The organism is Blattabacterium cuenoti, from assembly GCF_014251315.1.
GTDB classification, from domain to species: Bacteria; Bacteroidota; Bacteroidia; order Flavobacteriales; family Blattabacteriaceae; genus Blattabacterium; species Blattabacterium cuenoti_AJ.
In genome coordinates this window covers 103,115-124,773 of record NZ_CP059185.1, presented here as the reverse complement: position 1 = coordinate 124,773, position 21,659 = coordinate 103,115, and the positions used below count along the sequence as shown (strand labels likewise).

21 protein-coding genes and 2 tRNA genes are annotated in these 21,659 nt (G+C 25.0%); 13 read left to right on the top strand and 10 right to left on the bottom strand.

Annotated elements, in window-relative coordinates; all coding sequences use genetic code 11:
- Window positions 1–4 precede the first annotated feature (4 nt).
- Window positions 5–772 carry a 3'-5' exonuclease gene (locus H0H74_RS00550; protein ID WP_185849322.1) on the bottom strand — a complete coding sequence of 256 codons (768 nt, stop codon included), beginning with the start codon at window positions 770–772 and terminating at the stop codon, window positions 5–7.
- 7 nt (window positions 773–779) lie between these two features.
- On the bottom strand, window positions 780–1,490 hold the full coding sequence (locus H0H74_RS00545; RefSeq protein ID WP_185849321.1) for a CDP-alcohol phosphatidyltransferase family protein: 711 nt from the start codon (window positions 1,488–1,490) through the stop codon (window positions 780–782).
- A 48-nt stretch (window positions 1,491–1,538) separates the two neighbouring features.
- On the opposite strand from H0H74_RS00545, the gene ybeY reads away from it, so the two are divergent.
- From ybeY to fumC, 3 genes are all read left to right on the top strand, one after another.
- Window positions 1,539–1,952, top strand: a complete 414-nt coding sequence (gene ybeY, locus H0H74_RS00540; protein WP_185849320.1) for an rRNA maturation RNase YbeY — start codon at window positions 1,539–1,541, stop codon at window positions 1,950–1,952.
- 15 nt (window positions 1,953–1,967) lie between these two features.
- Entirely contained in the window at window positions 1,968–3,842 is a 1,875-nt protein-coding gene (mnmG, locus tag H0H74_RS00535; RefSeq protein ID WP_185849319.1) for a tRNA uridine-5-carboxymethylaminomethyl(34) synthesis enzyme MnmG, read from the top strand.
- A 488-nt stretch (window positions 3,843–4,330) separates the two neighbouring features.
- The gene (fumC, locus tag H0H74_RS00530) at window positions 4,331–5,716 is read left to right on the top strand and encodes a class II fumarate hydratase (protein WP_185849318.1); all 1,386 of its coding nucleotides are present in this window, start codon (window positions 4,331–4,333) and stop codon (window positions 5,714–5,716) included.
- Here fumC and H0H74_RS00525 read toward each other — a convergent pair.
- Window positions 5,703–6,479, bottom strand: coding sequence for a TatD family hydrolase (locus tag H0H74_RS00525; protein ID WP_185849317.1), 777 nt, complete (start codon window positions 6,477–6,479; stop codon window positions 5,703–5,705). The two genes, fumC and H0H74_RS00525, sit on opposite strands and share 14 nt — an antisense overlap.
- 41 nt (window positions 6,480–6,520) lie before the next feature.
- Between H0H74_RS00525 and fabD the strand changes: the two genes are divergently transcribed.
- From fabD to H0H74_RS00510, 3 genes are read left to right on the top strand one after another with little or no spacing between them, the layout of a single operon-like run.
- A complete protein-coding gene (gene fabD / locus H0H74_RS00520; RefSeq protein ID WP_185849316.1) occupies window positions 6,521–7,381 on the top strand; it encodes an ACP S-malonyltransferase in 861 nt (286 codons plus the stop codon).
- Window positions 7,382–7,397: 16 nt separating this feature from the next.
- A complete protein-coding gene (locus H0H74_RS00515; RefSeq protein ID WP_185849315.1) occupies window positions 7,398–8,342 on the top strand; it encodes a GYDIA family GHMP kinase in 945 nt (314 codons plus the stop codon).
- Between the two features lie 48 nt (window positions 8,343–8,390).
- A complete protein-coding gene (locus H0H74_RS00510; RefSeq protein WP_185849314.1) occupies window positions 8,391–9,641 on the top strand; it encodes a citrate synthase in 1,251 nt (416 codons plus the stop codon).
- Here the strand turns inward: H0H74_RS00510 and H0H74_RS00505 are convergent.
- The 3 genes from H0H74_RS00505 to H0H74_RS00495 form a co-directional block, all read right to left on the bottom strand.
- Window positions 9,642–9,724 (bottom strand) — tRNA-Leu (locus H0H74_RS00505).
- Between the two features lie 35 nt (window positions 9,725–9,759).
- Window positions 9,760–11,301 carry an Rne/Rng family ribonuclease gene (locus tag H0H74_RS00500; RefSeq protein ID WP_185849313.1) on the bottom strand — a complete coding sequence of 514 codons (1,542 nt, stop codon included), beginning with the start codon at window positions 11,299–11,301 and terminating at the stop codon, window positions 9,760–9,762.
- 186 nt (window positions 11,302–11,487) lie between these two features.
- The gene (locus tag H0H74_RS00495) at window positions 11,488–11,787 is read right to left on the bottom strand and encodes an HU family DNA-binding protein (protein WP_185849312.1); all 300 of its coding nucleotides are present in this window, start codon (window positions 11,785–11,787) and stop codon (window positions 11,488–11,490) included.
- Window positions 11,788–12,023: 236 nt separating this feature from the next.
- On the opposite strand from H0H74_RS00495, the gene H0H74_RS00490 reads away from it, so the two are divergent.
- From H0H74_RS00490 to H0H74_RS00465, 6 genes are all read left to right on the top strand, one after another.
- Window positions 12,024–12,914: an A/G-specific adenine glycosylase gene (locus H0H74_RS00490; RefSeq protein WP_238784111.1), complete on the top strand. Its 891-nt coding sequence runs from the start codon at window positions 12,024–12,026 to the stop codon at window positions 12,912–12,914.
- Window positions 12,915–13,015: 101 nt separating this feature from the next.
- The gene (gene gldE, locus H0H74_RS00485; protein ID WP_185849311.1) at window positions 13,016–14,344 is read left to right on the top strand and encodes a gliding motility-associated protein GldE; all 1,329 of its coding nucleotides are present in this window, start codon (window positions 13,016–13,018) and stop codon (window positions 14,342–14,344) included.
- Between the two features lie 68 nt (window positions 14,345–14,412).
- On the top strand, window positions 14,413–15,015 hold the full coding sequence (locus H0H74_RS00480; protein WP_185849310.1) for a tetratricopeptide repeat protein: 603 nt from the start codon (window positions 14,413–14,415) through the stop codon (window positions 15,013–15,015).
- 12 nt (window positions 15,016–15,027) lie between these two features.
- A complete protein-coding gene (gene ribH, locus H0H74_RS00475) occupies window positions 15,028–15,510 on the top strand; it encodes a 6,7-dimethyl-8-ribityllumazine synthase (RefSeq protein WP_185849309.1) in 483 nt (160 codons plus the stop codon).
- A complete protein-coding gene (gene mutL, locus H0H74_RS00470) occupies window positions 15,507–17,240 on the top strand; it encodes a DNA mismatch repair endonuclease MutL (RefSeq protein ID WP_185849308.1) in 1,734 nt (577 codons plus the stop codon). Before ribH ends, mutL begins: the two co-directional genes overlap by 4 nt.
- Before the next feature lie 3 nt (window positions 17,241–17,243).
- Complete coding sequence (locus tag H0H74_RS00465) at window positions 17,244–17,948, top strand: rhomboid family intramembrane serine protease (RefSeq protein ID WP_185849307.1); 705 nt, start codon at window positions 17,244–17,246, stop codon at window positions 17,946–17,948.
- A 2-nt stretch (window positions 17,949–17,950) separates the two neighbouring features.
- Here the strand turns inward: H0H74_RS00465 and lepB are convergent, their stop codons facing one another.
- Genes lepB through dapB form a run of 3 tightly spaced genes read right to left on the bottom strand, consistent with a single transcriptional unit; the run spans window position 17,951 to window position 20,150 of the window.
- On the bottom strand, window positions 17,951–19,204 hold the full coding sequence (gene lepB, locus H0H74_RS00460) for a signal peptidase I (protein ID WP_238784099.1): 1,254 nt from the start codon (window positions 19,202–19,204) through the stop codon (window positions 17,951–17,953).
- A gap of 9 nt (window positions 19,205–19,213) precedes the next feature.
- Window positions 19,214–19,429 (bottom strand): DUF5684 domain-containing protein, encoded by a 216-nt coding sequence (locus tag H0H74_RS03110; RefSeq protein WP_238784098.1) that lies wholly within the window; start codon window positions 19,427–19,429, stop codon window positions 19,214–19,216.
- Window positions 19,430–19,439: 10 nt separating this feature from the next.
- On the bottom strand, window positions 19,440–20,150 hold the full coding sequence (dapB, locus tag H0H74_RS00455) for a 4-hydroxy-tetrahydrodipicolinate reductase (protein WP_185849306.1): 711 nt from the start codon (window positions 20,148–20,150) through the stop codon (window positions 19,440–19,442).
- Between the two features lie 139 nt (window positions 20,151–20,289).
- On the opposite strand from dapB, the gene H0H74_RS00450 reads away from it, so the two are divergent.
- Window positions 20,290–20,374, top strand: a tRNA-Leu gene (locus H0H74_RS00450).
- 13 nt (window positions 20,375–20,387) lie between these two features.
- Here H0H74_RS00450 and ilvA read toward each other — a convergent pair.
- Window positions 20,388–21,653, bottom strand: coding sequence for a threonine ammonia-lyase (gene ilvA, locus H0H74_RS00445; protein WP_185849305.1), 1,266 nt, complete (start codon window positions 21,651–21,653; stop codon window positions 20,388–20,390).
- Window positions 21,654–21,659 lie beyond the last annotated feature (6 nt).

Here is a 21,659-nt window from a genome sequence, read left to right as displayed (position 1 = left end):
GGATTTATTTATTAAATTTTTTTAATTTAATTCCTGTTAATATTTTTTTTGTATATAATGGGAAATCTGAATTCTGTATCCATCCATAATAATTGGGATCTTTTTCAAAAATTTCAAAAATTTTCTCTCCTTTGTATTTTCCAAAATTGAATATTTCATTTCCTTTTTCATCTATTTTAACGAATCCAGCAAGATCTGCTATGTTTTTTTGATGAGAAAATTGATTGAGACTTTTTACATCTTTTTTTAAGTTTTTATATTTTTCTAATTGTGCTAATAATATTTCGTATGTAGCAAATGTATCAGCTTTAGAACTATGAGCTCTCAGAAGCTCTTTACTACAATAATATTTATAGGCAGCAGATAGGGTTCTAGGTTCCATTTTATGAAATATAACTTGAACATCTATAGTTTTATATTTTTTAATATCAAAAGATATTCCTGCTCTAAGCATTTCCTCTGCTAAAATTGGAATATCAAATCTATTAGAATTATATCCTGCTAAATCTGTATTTTCAATCATTTTAAAAATAGAAAAAGCTACATCTTTAAACTTTAATTTTCCTGCTACATCTTCATCTTTAATGCCATGAATAGCTGTTGATTGTGGGGGGATAGGAATTCCAGGACAGATTAACCAAGTTTTATCTTCCTGTTTTTCATTTGGAAATATTTTTAATATGGATATTTCTATAATTCTGTCTTTTCCTATATTGATTCCTGTTGCTTCTATATCAAAAAAACAAATAGGACGATGAAGTTTTAATTTCATGTTTTTATTATGAATTTTTTTTTTTTAATTTTTTATGAAAATAGATTGAGGTTATTATATAAAAAATAATAATGCATGGCAATGCCATGACATGTAAAGTTAATAAAAGAAATGTACTAATCAATAAAAATATATAACGTATTTTATTCTTTTTCCAAGAAAAATCTTCAAAATCAAAAGAAAACATTCTAATCTTAGATATTAAAAAATAACAGGAAAAGAATATCATAGAAAGCATCGTAATAAGATATATGATTTTTTTATTAATAAAGAGGATAGGATGATTTATTATTACGATAGATAAAGAAGAAAAAAACAGGGTATTCACGGGTGTTGTTAGTCCTATTACATGATTATTATGAGGTGTAATATTAAATTTAGCTAAACGACATGCAGAAATAATGGAAATAAAAAAAGAAAAATATTCAATAAATGGAATTGGGGTTTTTTTTTCCAATAAAAGGAAAACTATTACAGATGGAACTAATCCAAAAGAAACCATGTCTGCTAGAGAATCCAATTCTTTTCCAAATGGATTTTCGTTTTTGATCAATCTAGCAAAAAAACCATCCAAAAAATCAAAAATTATTGAAAATAAAGTAACAACAGCAGAATAATTAAAATTTCTAGATTGTAAAAATATAATAGACAGACATCCACAAAACAAATTTAATAAAGTGAATATATTAGGAATTATTTTTTTTGTTGTTATCAACATATGTAAATATGTAAATAAAAATTATTCTAAAATAATAAATATTATTTTATGAGAATTAAATTGTTTTATGAAATTTCTAATTTTTTTATCAAAAAAAAATCTTTTTTTATTAAAGAAATCTATACATTATTAAACAATGAAGGAAGATATATTGGAAATATTAACTATATTTTTTGTAATGATGATTATCTTTTAGATATGAATAAAAAATATTTAAAAAAAAATTTTTACACAGATGTACTTGCGTTTAATTATTCTATCAATAAATGTATTTCGGGAGACATATTTATTAGTATAGATCGTGTTTATGATAACTCCAAACAATGGAATCAATTTTTTATTAATGAATTAAAACGTGTTATGATACATGCCATATTACATTTTTTAGGATATGACGACCATAATCATATAGATAAAGAAATTATGAAAAGAAAAGAAGAATTTTATTTAAAATTGAAATAAATTTAAATAAAAATCATGTTTTTAGATATATATGATGTCATTGTGGTTGGGGGAGGACATGCTGGTGTAGAAGCGGCTTCTGCAGCTTCTAATATGGGATCCAAAACTTTGCTTATTACCACTAATTTACAAACTATAGGTCAAATGTCATGTAATCCGGCTATAGGAGGAATTGCTAAAGGTCAAATCATTCGAGAAATAGATGCTTTAGGTGGGTATTCAGGAATAATTGCAGATTTTAGTACAATTCAATTCAGAATGCTAAACAAATCTAAAGGACCTGCTATGTGGAGTCCTAGAGCTCAATGTGATAGAAAATTATTTTCCTATTATTGGAGATTTTTTATAGAAAAAAATGTTCAATTGGATCTGTATCAAGATACAGTAACATCTTTAATAATAGAAAAATATAAAATTAAAGGAGTTAAAACTTTTTTTGGTTTAAAAATTAAAGGAAAGACAGTAATACTTACAAATGGGACTTTTTTAAATGGAAAAATACATATTGGAGAAAAAAAAATTAATGGAGGAAGAATAGCAGAACAAGAAGTAAGAGGAATTACAGAACAATTAACTGAAAATTTTGGATTAAAATTTGGAAGAATGAAAACAGGAACATCTCCAAGAGTAGATGGACGTTCCTTAAATTATAATAAAATGAAGTCTCAAAATGGAGATATAGATCCAAAAAAATTTTCTTTTTTTTATAATACAAAAAAATTGAAAAAACAAAAAAAATGTTACATTACTTACACGAATCAAAAAATACATGATTTTATACGTAATAATTTCAGTTATTCTCCAATTCATACTGGATCTATTCAAGGAGTCAGCCCCAGATATTGTCCATCTATAGAAGAAAAAGTTTTTCGATTTTCGGATAAAAAAGAACATACTATCTTTGTAGAACCAGAAGGATGGAATACTGTAGAAGTATATATAAATGGATTTTCTACTTCTTTTCCAGAAAAAATACAATATCAATCTTTAAAAAAAATTTCAGGTTTTGAAAATGTAAAAATATTGAAACCTGGATATGCTATTGAATATGATTATTTTCCTCCAGAACAATTAAAGGCCACTTTAGAAAGTAAGATTATAGAAAATCTTTTTTTTGCTGGACAAATTAACGGAACAACTGGATATGAAGAAGCTGCTGCACAAGGATTAATGGCAGGAATTAATGTTCATTTAAAAATTCATAAAAAAGAACCATTTATTCTTAAAAGAAATCAAGCTTATATTGGAGTTTTAATAGATGATTTGATTACAAAAGGGACAAAAGAACCTTATAGAATGTTCACTTCAAGGGCGGAATATAGAATGTTATTGCGACAAGATAATGCTGATGAAAGATTGACTCCTATGGGATACAATATAGGTTTAATTTCAAAAGATAAAATGACACTACTAGATAGAAAAAAATCTAAGATAGAAAAATGTATGTATTTATTTCGAAAAAAGAATTTTGATCCAAAAACTATAAATCCTATCTTACTTGCTAGAAAATCTCCTAAAATATATCACAATAAAAAAATAGAAACTATTTTATCTCGTTCTGAAATTGATATTAAAGACATTATATCTGTTCCATTTTTAATAGAAGAAATTAAAAAAAACGATTTTACTCAGGAAATATTGGAACAAGTTTCTATTCGTATAAAATATAAAGGATATATAAACAGAGAAAAAGAAAATGCAAAAAAATTATTAAAATTGGAAAGTCTTAAAATTCCGAATAATTTTGATTATAAATCAATTAAATCTCTTTCTTCAGAAGCAAGAGAAAAATTGGATTATTATCGTCCAATCTCATTGGCTCAAGCTTCAAGAATTAGTGGAATATCTCCTTCAGATTTAAGTATATTACTTATTTATATGGGACGTTAATATTATTTTGGGATATAACAAATAAATCTTCATTTTCTTTTTTCATGTAAAATTTTTCTCTTGCTAATTTTTCAAGATATTTAGAATCCGTAGTTAATTTTTTAAATTTATTTCCTTCTAATAAAATTTTTTTTTTAAAAAATCTCTATTCAATGTCATTTCCTGAATACTTTTTTTAAATTTTAAGTGTAACATTAAAGAATTAGAATCAAAAAAAGATATCCATATTAAAAAAAAAATACTAATCCAAAAGTATTTATTTTTAAGTATTTTATATTTTCTTGTCTTTATCATTCCTATATTTTAAAAAACGAATTGAAAACATATTAATTAATATACTCATAATCCAGTAAATACTAAAAAAAGATAAAAAAAATATACACCAAAAACCAGATATAGTTATGAATAAAAAAAACAAAAATCCTATAAATTTAATAATCATAGATAGATAAAATTTTTATATTATAATTTCGTAAAAAAATAGGACAATGACATATAGAATAGAAAAAGATATTTTAGGATTTGTTGAAGTACCTGCTAATAAATATTGGGGAGCGCAAACAGAAAGATCTAGAAGAAACTTTAGGATTGGGGCAGAGGCTTCTATGCCTATAGAAATTATTCATGCATTTGGTTTTTTAAAAAAAGCAGCGGCTCATGTTAACTTTGAATTAGGTTTTTTATCTAAAAAGAAGAAAGACATGATATCCTTAGTTTGTGATGAAATTATAGAAAAAAAATTAAATGATCAATTTCCTTTAGTTATATGGCAAACGGGTTCAGGAACTCATACTAACATGAATATAAACGAGGTTATTTCTAATAGAGCTCATGTTTTAATGGGAGAAAAGTTAGGAAGGAACAAACCTTTTATTCATCCTAATGATGATGTGAATATGTCTCAGTCATCTAACGACACCTTTCCTACAGCAATGCATATAGCTTCTTATAATAAATTAAGAAAAGAAACTATTCCTTCTATCCAAAAATTAAAAAAAACTTTGGAAGAAAAATCCAAATTATTTTATAATGTCATTAAAATAGGAAGAACTCATCTTATGGATGCAACTCCTATTACTCTAGGACAAGAATTTTCAGGATATGTTTCTCAAATCGATCATGGATTAAACGCTCTAAAAAAAACTTTAGATCATCTTTCTGAATTGGCTATAGGAGGAACAGCTGTAGGAACAGGGTTGAACGCTCCTAAAGGATACGATACGAAAGTAACCGAATATATATGTAAATATACTGGATTTCCTTTTAAAGTCGCTAAAAATAAGTTTGAAGCATTATCATCTCACGATGCTATAGTGGAATCTCACAGCGCTCTTAAACAAATAGCTGTTTCTTTAATTAAAATATCAAATGATATTCGTTTTTTAGCTTCTGGACCACGTTCAGGTATTGGAGAGATTCACATTCCTAAAAATGAACCCGGATCTTCTATAATGCCTGGAAAAGTGAATCCTACTCAATGCGAAGCTATTATTATGGTTTGTACTCAAGTTATAGGAAATGATATAGCCATTTCTATGGCTGGATCTTCAGGAAATTATGAATTGAATGTAGCAAAACCATTAATGGCATATAATTTTTTACAATCTTCTCAACTTCTTGCAGATGCTTGCACTTCTTTTTCTTCTTTTTGCGTGAAAGGAATAAAACCAAATTATCAGAGAATTAAAGAATTTTTGGATAAATCTTTGATGTTAGTTACAGCACTTAATCCTCATATTGGATACGAAAAATCAGCAGAAATAGCAAAATGTGCTTATGAAAATAATAGTACCTTAAAAGAAGAAGCGATTCGATTAGGATATTTGACTGTTGATGAATTTGAAAAATTCATTAATCCATCTAAAATGGTGTAAAAAATAATTTTTCTACATTTAAATGAATAATATCAGATATTTTTTCTTCTGATACAGAATAAATCTGTGATAGTTTTTCTAAAATTATTCTTAAATTTTTTGGTTCGTTTCTTTTTCCTCTAAAAGGATGTGGAGCAAGATAAGGAGAATCAGTTTCTAATATTATATGATTCAAACATATTTTATGTAAAAATTGACTAACATGATTTTTTTTAAAAGTGATCATTCCTCCAATGCCTAGTTTCATTTCAAGGTCAATAATCTTTTGAGCTTGCTCCAAAGTTCCGGAAAAACAATGAAAAACTCCTTTAAGAAAAGAGTTTTTTTCTTTTGATAAAATATGAAAAACTTGATCAAAAGCTTCTCTGCAATGTATAACTATAGGTAGTTTTTTTTGTTTAGCCCATCTTATTTGAGTTTGAAAAGCATATTCCTGTTCAGAAATAAATTTTTTTTCCGAATGCAAATCCATCCCAATTTCTCCAATAGAAATAAAAGGATGTTTATATAACCATGTTTTAATATTTTTCAATTCTTTCTTTAAACTAACTGGATGAACTTTATTAGGATGTAATCCTATCATAGAAAAACATACATTGGGATATTTTTTTTCTAATTTTAGTAGACTAGGAATAGTAGAACTATCTATAGAAGGAAGTAAAAATCTATTGATTCCTTTATGAAAGGCTTTTTGTATTACAAAACTAATATCTTCATCAAATTCTTTCATGTATAAATGGGTATGGGTATCAGTAATTTTCATGTAACAATTAATTTTAAGTTTTTAAATTAAAATATTTTTTTATGAAAGCTTATTTATTTTCTGGTCAAGGATCTCAATTTTTAGGAATGGGAAAAGATTTATATAAAAATTCTCATTTAGCAAAAAAATTATTTCAATTATCTGACGAAGTCTTAGGTTTTCGAATTACATCTATAATGTTTGAAGGATCTATGGATATTTTAAAAAATACAAAATACACACAATTATCAATTTATATATATTCAGTTATCAAAGCAAGAATATCAAATAGTTTTGAACCTGATATGGTAGCTGGACATTCTCTTGGTGAATTATCTGCTTTAGCTGCAATTAATGTATTTTCTTTTGAAGATGGATTAAAATTAGTGAATGAAAGAGCTTCAATTATGCAAAATATTTGTGAATTGAACCCAGGAGGTATGGCTGTTGTATTTGGATTAAAAGATTCTATTATAGAAGACGTTTGTAACAAAGATCATGGGATTATAGTTCCATCTAATTATAATAGTCCTGAGCAACTAGTTATTTCTGGAGAAATTCAAGCTTTGAGAAGGGTTTGTTCTTATCTAAAAAAAATAGGTGCTAAAAAAATATTTTTTCTTCCTGTTCATGGAGCTTTTCATTCTCCAATCATGAAACCAGCCCAAAAAAAATTTAAAAAAATTTTAAATAAAATTTATTTTAAAGATTCTAAATATCCAATATATCAAAATGTAACCGCTCTACCTGTAAATAAATCTGATGATATAAAAAAGAATCTTGTAGAACAATTGACTGCTCCAGTTAAATGGAAACAATCCATAAAAAATATGATGGACCATGGAGCCGTTTCATTTACAGAAATAGGTCCAAGTAATATTTTACAAGGTTTAATTAAAAAAATTTTAAGAAATTCTGTCTAAAAAATATAAATCCATAATGCATAGACATAAATATAAACATTTTTTTTATAGTCATGGAAAACTGTTGTTAACAGGAGAATATTTTATTCTTTGTGGAGCTTATGGATTAGCTTTGCCCACAATTAAAGGACAGTCATTAACTATTTTTGTACATAATTTTTCTTCTGTTTTGCATTGGAAATGTTACGATGAAGTCAATCAACCTTGGTTTGAAGGCATATTTCAGCTTCCTTCTTTAGACATTTGTTATGAAACAGAAAAAAATACGGCTATTAAACTAAGAGATTTATTATTAAAATCTAAAAAAATTCAAAAGAATTTTCTTTCTAATGAACCTAATGAATTAGGAATATATGTTAAAACACAATTGGAATTTCCTAGAAATTGGGGGTTAGGTAGCAGTTCTACTTTAATTAATAATATAGCGAAATGGGCTAAAATAGACCCTTACATGTTATTAGGAAACTATTTTCCAGGAAGTGGATATGATATCGCTTGTGTTTCAATTTCAAGACCCATAATTTATAAATTATGTAATAAAAAACCTCATATTATTCCCATAGAATTTAATCCTCCATTTAAAAACCAACTTTTTTTTCTGCATCTCAATAAAAAGAAAAATACTTGTGATGAAATACAATATTTTCATTCTACTATATCTAGTATATCCTATGAAAATATTGAGTCCATATCTTTTATTACTCGAAAAATTCCTTTTTGTAAAACATTAAAAGAATTCGAAGAATTATTGTTCAAACATGAAAAAATTATATCAAAAATACTTAATATTCCTACTATTAAAGAAATATATTTTCCTGACTATTTAGGAATAATCAAAAGTTTAGGAGCTTGGGGCGGAGATTTTGTTTTGATAAGTTATAGAAAAGGAATGAAAAATTATTTTTCTAAAAAGGGATTTGATACTCTTATTTCATTTGATGAAATGATTTTAAAAATGTAAAAGTTATATTTTATTATTTATATTATATAAATTTAAAAATTTATTTTTATGTGCAGTGTCGTAAATTTGAATATCAATGGATATCATTACAAGTTGCCTGTCATTTATGGAACTTTTTATGATAAAGCCATTAATATTTCTCAATTAAGAGAAAATACAGGATTTATTACATTTGATCCAGGATTTAAAAATACAGGAATCACCAAAAGTTCTATTAGTTTTATAGATGGAGAAAAAGGAGAACTTTTATATAGAGGATATCCTATTGAACAAGTTATTAACAAATGTTCATTTATAGAAACGAGTTATCTTATTTTAAATGGAGAACTTCCTAATACTGCACAATTAAAATCCTTTTCCGAAAAAATAAAAAAATTTAATCATATTGATCAGAAAATAATCCAAATACTTGATAATATTCCTAACTTTTATCATCCAATGGAAATTTTATCTTTATTGACCTATACTTTAGATGCATTTACAAATTCTTTACAAGAAGAAGATATATATCTTCATTTATTAGCTAAATTACCTATATTAGCAGCTTTAACTTACAGAAAAAAAATAGGGGTACCTCCTTCTCATGCAGATCATCATCTTGATTATATATCCAATCTGTTAAAAATGTTTTTTTCTATTCCTAATAAATCTTATGAACAAAATCCAATTATTTCGGATGCTTTGAATAAACTTTTAATATTACATGCTGATCATGAACAAAATTGTTCCACAACTACTGTTCGTTTATTAGGTTCTGCTCATGCTGGATTATTTTCATCTATATCTGCAGGGATGAGTGCTCTTTGGGGAAAATTACATGGAGGGGCTAATCAAGCTGTAATTGAAATGTTAGAAGATATTTTAAAAAGTGGAGGAAATATAAAAAAATGGATAGAAAAAGCAAAAAATAAGAAAGATCCATTTCGACTTATGGGTTTTGGACATCGAATTTATAAAAATTTTGATCCTAGAGCTAAAATAGCTAAAAAAGTAGCTGAAAACGTTATTAAAGAATTAGGAATTTCTGATCCAATATTAGAATTGGCAAAAAATCTTGAAAAAAATGCTCTTCAGGATTCCTATTTTGTGGAAAAAAAACTTTATCCTAATATCGATTTTTATTCCGGTATTATTTATCAGGCCATAGGCATTCCAAAAGATATGTTTACTGTTATGTTTGCTTTAGGAAGATTGCCAGGGTGGATGGCCCATTGGAAAGAAATGAAATTGAATAGAGATCCTATAGGAAGACCTAGACAAATTTATATAGGATATAAAAAAAGAAATATAAAAAATTAGTGCGGGCGAAGGGATTCGAACCCTCACGCCTAATAGGCATCAGATCCTAATTCTGACGTGTCTACCGGTTTCACCACGCCCACTCATTTGAGTATGTATAAATAATTTATAATAAATTTTAATGAAAATAAAAAGAAGATGATACAATTTTATGATTTTTATTTAAAATTAGATATTCTGTGTATTCAAATGAATCTCTTGGAATTATTTTTATCCATTTTTTATATTTTAAAAACCATTTTTGTTGAATAGAAGGAAATCCTTTTTTTAAATAAGCTGAAACAAAAGAATGAATATGTAATTGTATTCCTTTATGATTCTTATTTTTTATAATAGTTTCTAGAACAAATTCCAAATAATGAATGTAATTCTCAGGAGAATTTTTAGACTTTTTATTATTTATATTCATTTTTTTTAATTCAGGCCTTACTCTATGACGAGTAAATTGAACTAAACCAAATTCATTAGGAGGTAAAATTTGATGTTTTGCTCTATCATTTTTCATTTTATCCTTTAAATGTTCATATAGTTGTTTTTTTTGCATAGAGTCATACATATCTATAAAATCCACTATAATTATACCTCCCATATCCCTCAGTCTAAGTTGTCTAGCTATTTCAGTTGCTGCCAATAAATTAATTTTCAATATATTCTCAGTTCTTTCTATTTCTGTACAATTTTTCATCATATGATTACTCATTCCACTATTAACATCTATAACATGTAAAGCTTCAGTGTGTTCTATTATAAGATAAGCTCCATTTTCAAGGGGGACATTTTTTCCTAAAAAAATTTGTATTTGTTTTTCTACCCCATATTTTTCAAATATGGGGAGGTTTCCTTTATAATATTTAATTATGCTGATTTTTTTTGGAGCAATTAAAGATAAATATGAATGAATTTCTTGAAAAAGAAAACTGTTATTACAATAAATAGATTTAAAATCGTTATTGAATATATCTCTTAATAAACAATAAGTCTTACTCCTTTCACTCAATACTCGAACTGGAGGACAAAGTTTCATTAAACTATTTAACGTTTTTTTCCATTTTTTGATTAAAAAAATTAATTCATCATTCAGAATTTTTTCTATTTCATTATTAGCAGCTGTACGAATAATAACACCAAATTTCTGAGGTATTATTTTTTTTATGGAAGAAACCAATCTACTTCTTTCTTTTATATTTTTTATTTTTTTAGAAATAAAAATTTTTTCTGAAAAAGGTATAAGTATTAAATTTCTCCCTGGAATGCAAATTTTGGTAGTAAGTTTTGGTCCTTTGTTAGAAATAGGCTCTTTGGAAATTTGAACTAATATTTTTTGTCCAAGATGCAATATATGATTTATAGAATTTTTATTTTCTTGAGGTTCAAAATTATAAAATTCTTTTTTTATATGATTTGTAGATATCAAATCTAACATTTGATCTATTTGAAATCCAAGATCATCATAATGCAAAAAAGCTCCTTTTGAATGTCCTATATCTATGATAGCAGCATTTAATCCATATAAAATTTTTTTAACTCTCCCCAAATATATGTCTCCTACAGAGAATTTTTTATCAAAAACATCTCTATGAAGCTCCAGTAACTTTCCTTCTTCTAAAAGAGCTATCTTAACTTCTTGTTCTTCTGCATTTATAATTAACTCTTTATTCATACACAAAAACAAGGAAAAAGGTTTCAGAAATTACAATAGATTAATTTTATTATTATTTCTTTTTATGCCTATTTTTCCTATTTCTTTTTTTTCTTTTATGGGTTGCAATTTTACGTCTTTTTCTTTTTTTTCCGTTTGGCATAATTCTCATTTAGTAATTATTGATTCATTGTATTTCCATTATTTCTATTCCTTTATAGGTATAGGAACATTTTTTTTCACTAATTCTGTAAAAGATTTTGCAGGTTTAAATGCTGGTATATTATGCGCAGGAATTACAATAGACATATCTTTGGATATATGACGGCCGAGTTTTTTCGCACGATATTTAATAATAAATGATCCGAATCCTCTTAAATAAACATTTTCTCCCGATGTTAAACTTTGCTTTATTTTTTTCATAAATGTTTCTATCACCTTTTGCGTATCAATTCTCTCAGATCCAGTTTCTGATATGATTTCTGTTATTATATCTGCTTTTGTCATGTTAAATCATTATATCGAATAACAAAATTTGGTTTCTTAAATATACCAATTTTTTATAAAATTGCTCTAAAATTAAAGGTATATGGATTTTTCTAAAAAAATAATAAATTGGTATAAAAAAAATCATAGAATCCTTCCTTGGAGAGGAACTAAAAATCCATATTATATATTGGTTTCAGAGTTTATGCTGCAACAAACAAGGATATCACAAACCATAAAAGTATTATTTAAACTTTATAAAAAAATTTCCAACTTTAGAAAAGTTAGCTAAAGCAGAAGAGAAAGATGTATTGAAAAAATGGGAAGGATTGGGGTATTATTCTAGAGCAAAATACTTACATTCTTTTGCGAAAGAATTAAAAAACAAAAAAATTTCTTTTCCCAAAAAATATAAAGAATTAATAAAATATAAAGGAATAGGTCCATATACAGCAGCAGCTATTGCATCTATATGTTTTCATGAAGTTATCCCTGCTATTGATGGAAATGCTTTTAGAGTATTTTCTAGATATTTTGGAATTTATAATGATATTACATCCACTACTACAAAAAATATATTTCGAGTTATTGTTTCAAAAATAATGGATTTTAAACAGCCAGGAATTTTTAATCAAGCAATTATGGATTTAGGTTCTATTTTATGTACTCCAAAAAATCCTAAATGTTTAGGATGTCCAGTTAAAGATTCTTGTTTTTCCATTCAAAATGAAACTGTATATAAATTACCTGTAAAAAAAATAAAAAAGTTTATAAAACATAGATTTTTTTATTATCTTTTCATATGTGATCGGAATAAAAATATTTGTATAAATAAAAGATCTAATAAAGATATATGGAAGGGACTTTATGATTTTCCTTTAATAGAATCGAAAGAAAATCTTTCAATTTATGATATAAATGATAAAATTTGGAAAAAATTTAGAATAGTTGTTTCTAACACTTTGATGTATAAAATAGAACATAAACTTACTCATCAAATTTTATCAATTCGATTTTTAAATTGTGATATTTTACAAAATAAAAATATATTTCTTGATAATTTTTTTTTTATCCCACATAATAAAATAGATGAGTACCCTTTTCCTCGTCCTATTATCTTATTTTTAAAACATGAAAAAATGATTTAGTTTTTATTTTCAATGAAACCCTAATATGAATTTAAGATCCATTTTTTATCATATAAATTTTCCATTTTATTTTCTAAAAATTATTATCAAAATTTAATCTCTTGGAAAAAGAATCTTCGACGAATGTTTTTTTAGAAAAAACTTTATATTTAGTTTTTTATTTTGCATTAATAATAATACTGTTATTATTTTCTGCACTAATATCTGGATCCGAAACAGCTTTTTTTTGTATTGAAAAAAAAACGATTGATAGAGAGAGAAAAAAAAACTCTTATAAAGGAAATATTGTGTTTAAAATTCTAAGAGAGAAAAAAAAACTACTAGCAACAATATTAATATCTAATAATTTTTCTAATATTGGAATTGTTATACTAAGTTCTTATTTAATAACAGAATTTTTACAAAAAAAATATTTAGTTATTTATAATCGATTTCATATCCCTATCAATTTTCTTTTAGAGGTGGTGTTTCTTACTTTTATTTTGCTTTTATTTGGAGAAATAATACCTAAAATATATGCTAGTAAAAATAATTTACGTTTTGCTATTTTTATGGCAAAGCCATTACTGATTCTCAGTAAGATATTATATCCAATCAGCAAAATTATAATTTTGATTTCAAAATCTATAGAAAAAAAAGTAACAAAAAAAAAGAAAATGATTTCTGTAGATCAACTTTCAAAGGCTTTAAAAATTACATCTTCAAATCAAAAAAACGTTAAAGAACGTCAATTTTTGCAAAGAATTGTTGATTTTGGAAATACAGAAATACATCAAATTATGACGCCAAGAATAGATATGTTCGCTTTAAATCGAAATACAAATTTTTCAAACGTATTAGAATTAGTTAGGTATCAGGGATATTCTCGGATTCCTATTTATAAAGACAGTATTGATGATATAGAAGGAGTTCTTTTTGCGAAAGATCTACTTCCGTTTATTTATGATAAAAATTTTGAATGGAATAAATTAATTCATCCCCCTTTTTTTGTACCAGAAAAAAAAAAGATAGATGATCTTTTAAACGATTTTAAAAAAAGGAAAATCCATTTAGCTATTGTGGTAGATGAATATGGAGGAACATGTGGATTAATTACTCTTGAAGATGTGATAGAGGAAATAGTAGGAGATATTATTGATGAATTTGATGAAGAAGACATGTCTTATTCTAAACTCAATCAAAATAATTATTTGTTTGATGGAAAAACATCTTTAATCAATTTTTATCGTATTATGGACATTAAAGAAGAAGTTTTTTTTGAGAATAAAAAAGGAGAAGCAGATACTTTAGGAGGATTTATTATGGAAATAAGTAAAGAATTTCCAAAAAGAAAACAGAAAATCAATTTTTTAAATTATTCTTTTATTATAAAAAGCATTGATCATAAAAGAATAAAAACTATAGAAGTAATAAGAAAAAAAATGAATTAGATAATGTATATTAATATTAAATTTATAGAATATTATAGTTCCTTTATTGATTTATCAAATATCATGACATGAAAAAAAACATAATTTTTTTTTTAATTATTATAATAACTGGTGCATATTTTTTTTCAAAGAAATTTTTTTTATATCCATCAGAAGAAAAAGCGATGAAAGAATTGAATTATGCTCAACAATATCTTTCTGAAGGAGAAACAGATAAAGCTTTAAATAGAAAAAATATTAAAATAAATTATTTAGGATTTTTAGGTATAGCTTCTAAATTTCCTTTTACTAAAGCAGGAAACATATCTAAATTTTATGCAGGAATTTGCTATTATAAATTGGGGGATTATGAAAAAACTATACAAATGATGAAAAGTTTTTCAGCAAAAGATGAAATTTTATCCTCTATGAAATACGGAATTATAGGAGATGCTTTTTCTCAAATCAAAAATCAAAAAGAAGCCTTAAAAAATTACGTTATAGCAGCTAATGTAAGAGATAATAAAATCACAACTCCTCTTTATTATTACAAAGCAGCATTATTGAATTTTTATATGAAAAAATATAAAAATTCTAAATTTTTTCTAAAAAAAATAGAAAAAAAATATCCTTTTTTTTTGTATAAAAAAAACGTTGAAAAATATCTTATGTTTATTGAAAACAAATTATAAATTATTGTGTTTATGAAGATAGATTCTGCTTATTCATTAGATAAAAAAAAAATAAAAAATGCAAATTTAAAATTTGCGATTATTGTCTCTTTATGGAATAGAGAAATTACGAATAGATTATATAAAGGTGCTTACGAAACTTTAATTCAATTAGGAATACTAAAAGAAAAAATTAAAACTTGGGAAGTTCCTGGAAGTTATGAATTAATTTATTCTTCTAAAAAAATAGCTCATTGTTACGATTTTGATTCAATTATTGCCATAGGATCCCTGATACAGGGAGAAACTCCTCATTTTCAATATTTATGTCAAGCTATTTCGAATGGAATTAAAGATATTAACATAATATATGATACCCCTGTTATATTTTGTGTTCTTTCTGATAGAAATGAACAACAATCTTTTGATCGATCAGGCGGAAAAAATGGAAATAAAGGTATAGAATGTGCGAAAACAGCTATATATATGTCTTTATTTAGAAAGTCTATAAAATGAAAAATATTATTCAACTTTTGCCTGAAAAAGTGATTCAGCAAATAGCTGCAGGAGAGGTCATACAACGTCCTTCTTCTGTTTTAAGAGAATTATTAGAAAATGCAATAGATGCAAACGCGAAAATGATTGACATTTTTATAAAAGATTCAGGAAAAACATTGATTCAATTAATAGATGATGGAATAGGGATGAGTATTGATGATGCTAAAATGAGTATTCTAAGACATGCTACTTCTAAAATTAAAAAAACTGATGATATTTTCAAAATTAAAACAAAAGGATTTAGAGGAGAAGCTTTATTTTCTATAGCACTGATTTCTCAATTAGAAATCCAAACTAAAAATGAAGAAAATGTAGTAGGAATTCATCTTTTTATAGAAGAAGGAAAAATAAAAAAACAAATTCCTATAAATATGCTTCGAGGAACAAGAATTTCTGTAAAAAATATTTTTTCTAAATTTCCAGCTAGAAGACAATTCTTAAAATCTTCTAAAATAGAATTTCAACATATTATTTATGAATTTTATAAAATTATTTTAGCACACAGAAATATAACATATCGATTTTATCATAATAATAAAATTGTTTTTTATTTCAAAAAAACTTCTTTAATAGAAAGAATTAAAGAAATTTTTAAAAATAAAATAAAAAATTTAGTTTCCATTTTTATAAAAAAAAATGGAATTCTTGTAGAAGGATTTGTGAGCGTTCCAGATATTTATAGAAAAAAAGGTGATCAATTCTTATTGGTGAATCAACGCTGTGTTACTCATTTACTTTTACACAAAAAAATTGTTCATGCTTATGATGGTTTTTTGAGAGATTTAAAAACAGCATCTTATTTTATTTTTATTTTTGTAGATTCTAGTTTAGTAAATTGGAATATACACCCAACAAAAAAAGAAGTAAAATTAGAAAAAGAAGAGGATATTGGTGAAATGATCCAACAAGAAATCAAAAATATTTTATTTCATCAATATAAAGTAAAAAATAGAGAGTTGAAAAATTATGATATTTTTCTATCTTGTAAATCACTTAAAAAAGATTATTCATTAAATAATTTTTATGATAAACTTTATGATCAAGAAAAAGTCGTTCAACTAGAAAATTGGTATCATAAAATAAATGAATCTAATTTTGAAACATTTAATAACAATTTTCAATTCACAAATGAGTTATTTCATTATGTTTCTCATAAAAGTAAAATAAAAACTCTTCAAATGAATAGAAAATACATAATTTTTGTATTGAAGAATGAATATGTGATATTGGTAGATCAACATAAAGCGCATCAAAACATATTATTTGAATTCTTTTTAAGAAAAAGAAATTTGATAAGTCAACAATTGATTTTTCCCATAAAAGTAAAACTTTTAAAAAAAGAATCTATTTCTTTAAATAATATAAAAAATGATTTGATCAATTTTGGATTTCATTTATATATTTGTAACGAATCAGCTTATTTGTATTCTGTCCCTGAAAACATACATCAAAACATGTTGGTTGAAATCATTCAAAATATTATAACATATAATTTTCTTAGAAAAGAAAAAAATAATAAAAAGAAACTTATTCAAATTATATCCAAATCCGCATCTATAAAATACGGAACAAAATTATATCCTGAAAAAATGGAATGTATAATTAAAGATTTATTTTCTTGTCATAATCCAAATTATACATATTCAGGCGATCCCATATTTTTTGTTTTAAGAAAAAATTTTTTTTAAAAAGTGAATTTTTATACAAATTTTAATTCAGATGCTGTAAAACATTTAATTAGTGTGAATATACTTGTGTATACAGCTGCTTTTGTTTTTTCACAATATAAAATAGAGAGCATTCTTTCTTTATATCATCCTTTAGATGAACGATTTGAATTATATCAAATTTTTACTCATATGTTTGTCCACTCGAAACGACTTTTTTTTCATATAATTTTTAATATGTTAGCTTTATTTATGTTTGGAGGACAGATAGAAACTTTATTAGGAGTAAAAAAATTTATAATTATATATTTTTTATCAGGTATTTTCGCGGCATTATTTCAAATCATTTTTAACACTGGTGTTTTATATTACTTTGTTCAAACTTTAGATTTTTCACAAGCTAAAAAAATGTTAGATTATTTCAATGAAGAACAAAAAATTAATCTTTATACTTCTATGTATTCTCCTATGATGGGAGCTTCTGGAGCCGTAAGTGGAATAGTAGGAGCTTTTGCTAAATTTTTTCCAGAACATAAAATTTTTATTTTACCTTTTCCTTTTCCAATAGCAGTTAGAAAAGCTCTTATAATTTTTATTTTTGGAAGTTTTGTCTCGTCTATTTTTAATTTAGCACCTGGAGTTGCTCATTTTGCTCATATTGGAGGGATTTTATCTGGTTATTTTATAGGGAGTTTTTTTAAAAAAAACGAAAATAATATTTTTTATTGAATTTATGATTTTTCGTTTTTAAATAAAAAATAGATTAAATATGAAAATGAAAATAGAAAAAATAAAGATAGATAAGAATGTTGATTATTTATTGTTTTCATAATGCGATCCCAACGAAACTTCCAATTAAATATATTTAAAGGATTTTTTCGATCCCAATCGATACTCATCCATATAAATATAGGTTTACCTACTATATGATCTTCTGGAACAAAACCCCAATATCGAGAGTCAGATGAATTATGTCTATTATCTCCCATCATAAAATAATAATTGTTTTTTACTTTATAATATTTCTTTGAAGTCATATCGAATTTATTAACTTTTTCATAAGTGAAAATTTCATTATAAACATGAATATTTTTTGAATTTAATTTCACTAATTCCCCTTTTTTAGGTATGTGTAATGGCCCAAAAAAATCTCTATTCCAATCTGAATAATTCATAAATATAGAATGTTCCTTAAAATGAATAGGAAGAATATACTTTTTTATAAAAACTATGTTATCGAATAAATTTTTTATTTGAGTTGCTTTTTTTTCATTTAACATAATTTGATAAAAATATTCATCATTTTTTTCTTCAATACATTCAATATCTTCAATATCCATTTTGTTTTTAAGATATTCTATATTTAAAGGAATATTTATCGTTTTAATAAAATAAGCTTGTTGTTTTTCCAAAAAAGATTTTTCTTTTTTATGATTAACAAATAAAATCCCTTTTTTAATAGAGATTAAATCTCCTGGTAATCCTACACAACGTTTAATATAATGGTCTTTACGATCTATTATTTTATGATTAGAATCTTTAGGATAATTGAAAACGATTATATCATTTCTTTGCACAGATTGTATAGGAGGAAAACGAAAGTATGGCCATTGAAAAATAGAAATATAAGATTTTATATTTCCAATAATATTGTTATGTGTAAAAAAAGGAATGCAAATAGGAGACATAGGCATTCGTAATCCATAATGAATTTTACTGACTAATATAAAATCTCCTACTAATAAAGTTCTTTCCATAGAAGAAGTAGGAATCACAAAAGGTTGAACTATATAAGTATGAGTTACAAAAGAAAAAACAATAGCGAATAAAATCCCTATATTATCTTCTTTTTTTTTTATATTTTCAATTTTTAATAATTGTATTTTTTTGAAAAAATTTACGTAAAAAATGTATAAACCCGCAGACATTAAAAATAAAATAATATTTTTTTTCGTTTTTTTTAAAAAAGTATAAATTAAGTTCATCCACAAAATTTAAATTAAGATTATGCTAGTTAATGGAATAAATAATAGTAAAATCCACCAGATAGATCTTTTATAAATTTTTAAAAGAATAAAAATATTATATACAGGAATAAAAATTTTCCAAGATTTTATCCCCAATTTTTTATAAAATTTCCATGTTCCTAAAATATGAATGATATGTTCAAAAAATAAAAATATGCCACTAAAAACAAAATATTGATACATAAAAAGATATTTATATTCCTAAAACTTCTTTCATAGAAAAAAAACCTTTTTTGTTTTGAATCCATTCTGCTGCAATAACAGCACCTAAAGCAAATCCTTCTCTGCTATGAGCTTTATGTTGGATTTTTATATCCTCTATTTTAGATTCATATTTTACAGTATGTATTCCGGGTACATTATTAAATCTTTTTGATAAAATCAAAATTTGATCTTTTGTCTTTTTTTCATCCAAAACCCATGTTTTTTTCATTTTGTTGTGAACTATATCTTTTGCTAAAGAAATAGCTGTTCCGCTAGGTTTATCTATTTTTTCTTTATGATGAATTTCCTCTATTGTTATTTCATAATCTTTAGAATATAAATGCAATAGTTTTGATAATTTTTTATTAATTTCGAAAAAAATGTTCATTCCAATACTAAAATTGGATGAGTACAAAAAAGATCCATTTCTTTTTTTACATATTTTTTTAATAATTTCAAATTTTTCTAGCCACCCTGTAGTTCCACTTACTACAGGAATATCATTTTCTATACAAATTTTTACATTATTGAAAGCAGAATGAGGTTGACTAAATTCTATTGCTACATCTGAATTTGAATTTTTCAATAAATGTAAAGAAGGGGTTCCATCATAACATAATGAAATTTTATGATTTCTAATTTTAGTTATTTTTTCTATAGTTTTACCCATTTTTCCATATCCTATTATTGCTATATTCATATTTTTTTATTTGAATAGAATTCATAATTCATTCAAAGATAACTTATATTTTTCTTTGATGGAATTTCAATAAATTCTATATTTGAATAAACAAGAGATCCTATCTTCATCATAGGAAATGATCATTATTTGATATAATGCCCACGTGGTGAAAATGGCAGACACGCCACTTTGAGGGGGTGGTATCCGATTAGGATGTGCTGGTTCAAATCCAGTCGTGGGTACGAATTTTTTTTATTATATGAGAATCCGAAATAAATATGGATTTTTATTCAAATATTGGAAATGAACTTTATGTTTCTTCATTCTTCCTATTAATCCAGTAAATTCATTTTTATCTGCTAGTTCTATTCCTATTACTGCTGGTCCTTCTTCTTTAGAAGTTTTTTTGGAATATTCAAAATAGGCAATATCATCTTTTGGTCCCAAAATATTATTAACAAATTCTTTTAAAGCGCCAGCTCTTTGGGGAAATTTTACAATGAAATAATGCTTTTTTTCTTCATATAAAAGAGATCTTTCTCTAATTTCTTCCATTCTAGTAATATCATTGTTTCCTCCACTTAAAATACAGACAATAGTTTTTCCTTTTATTTCATCAGAATAAAAATCTAAAGCAGCTATTGAAAGAGCTCCAGCAGGTTCTGCAACAATAGCTTCTAAATTATATAAATCCAAAATCGTTGTGCAAACTTTTCCCTCCGGAACGGTTCTGATGTCAAATAATGTTTGATTACATATATTAAAATTTAATTCTCCCACTTTTTTTACTGAAGCTCCATCAATAAATCTGTCTATTGTTTTTAATTCAACAACTTTTCCTTTTTTCAAAGAAAAACTCATAGATGGAGCTCCTTGAGGTTCTACTCCAATAATTTTAGTTTTAGGACTAAATTCTTGAAAATGACTTCCTACACCAGAAGCTAATCCTCCTCCACCAATAGGAATAAAAACATAATCTATATCTGAAATAGATTGTTGTAAAATTTCCACTCCAACAGTAGCTTGTCCTTCAATAATTTTAATATCATCAAAAGGATGAATAAAAATTTTTTCATTTTTTTTACAATCTTTCATAGCTTCATAACTAACTGCATCAAAAGTATCTCCGATAAGAATAATTTCAATATACTCTTTTCCAAACATTTTGACTCTCTCTACTTTTTGCTTAGGAGTAGTACTTGGCATATAAATTTTTCCTGGTATTTTTAATATATTACAAGAATAAGCAACCCCTTGTGCATGATTTCCTGCACTAGCACAAATAATTCCCTTTTTCAATTCTATATGAGATAAACTTTTTATTTTATTATAAGCTCCTCTAATTTTGTATGAACGTATGATTTGTAAGTCTTCTCTTTTTAGGAAAACATTAGCTTTATATTTTTCTGATAAAAGAAAATTTTTTTGTAATGGAGTTTCATTAATAATATCTTTTAAAAGATTTTTTGCTTTAATTATTTCTTTGTAAGAAGGAAAGTATCCTTTAATCTTATTTTTCAATCCTTA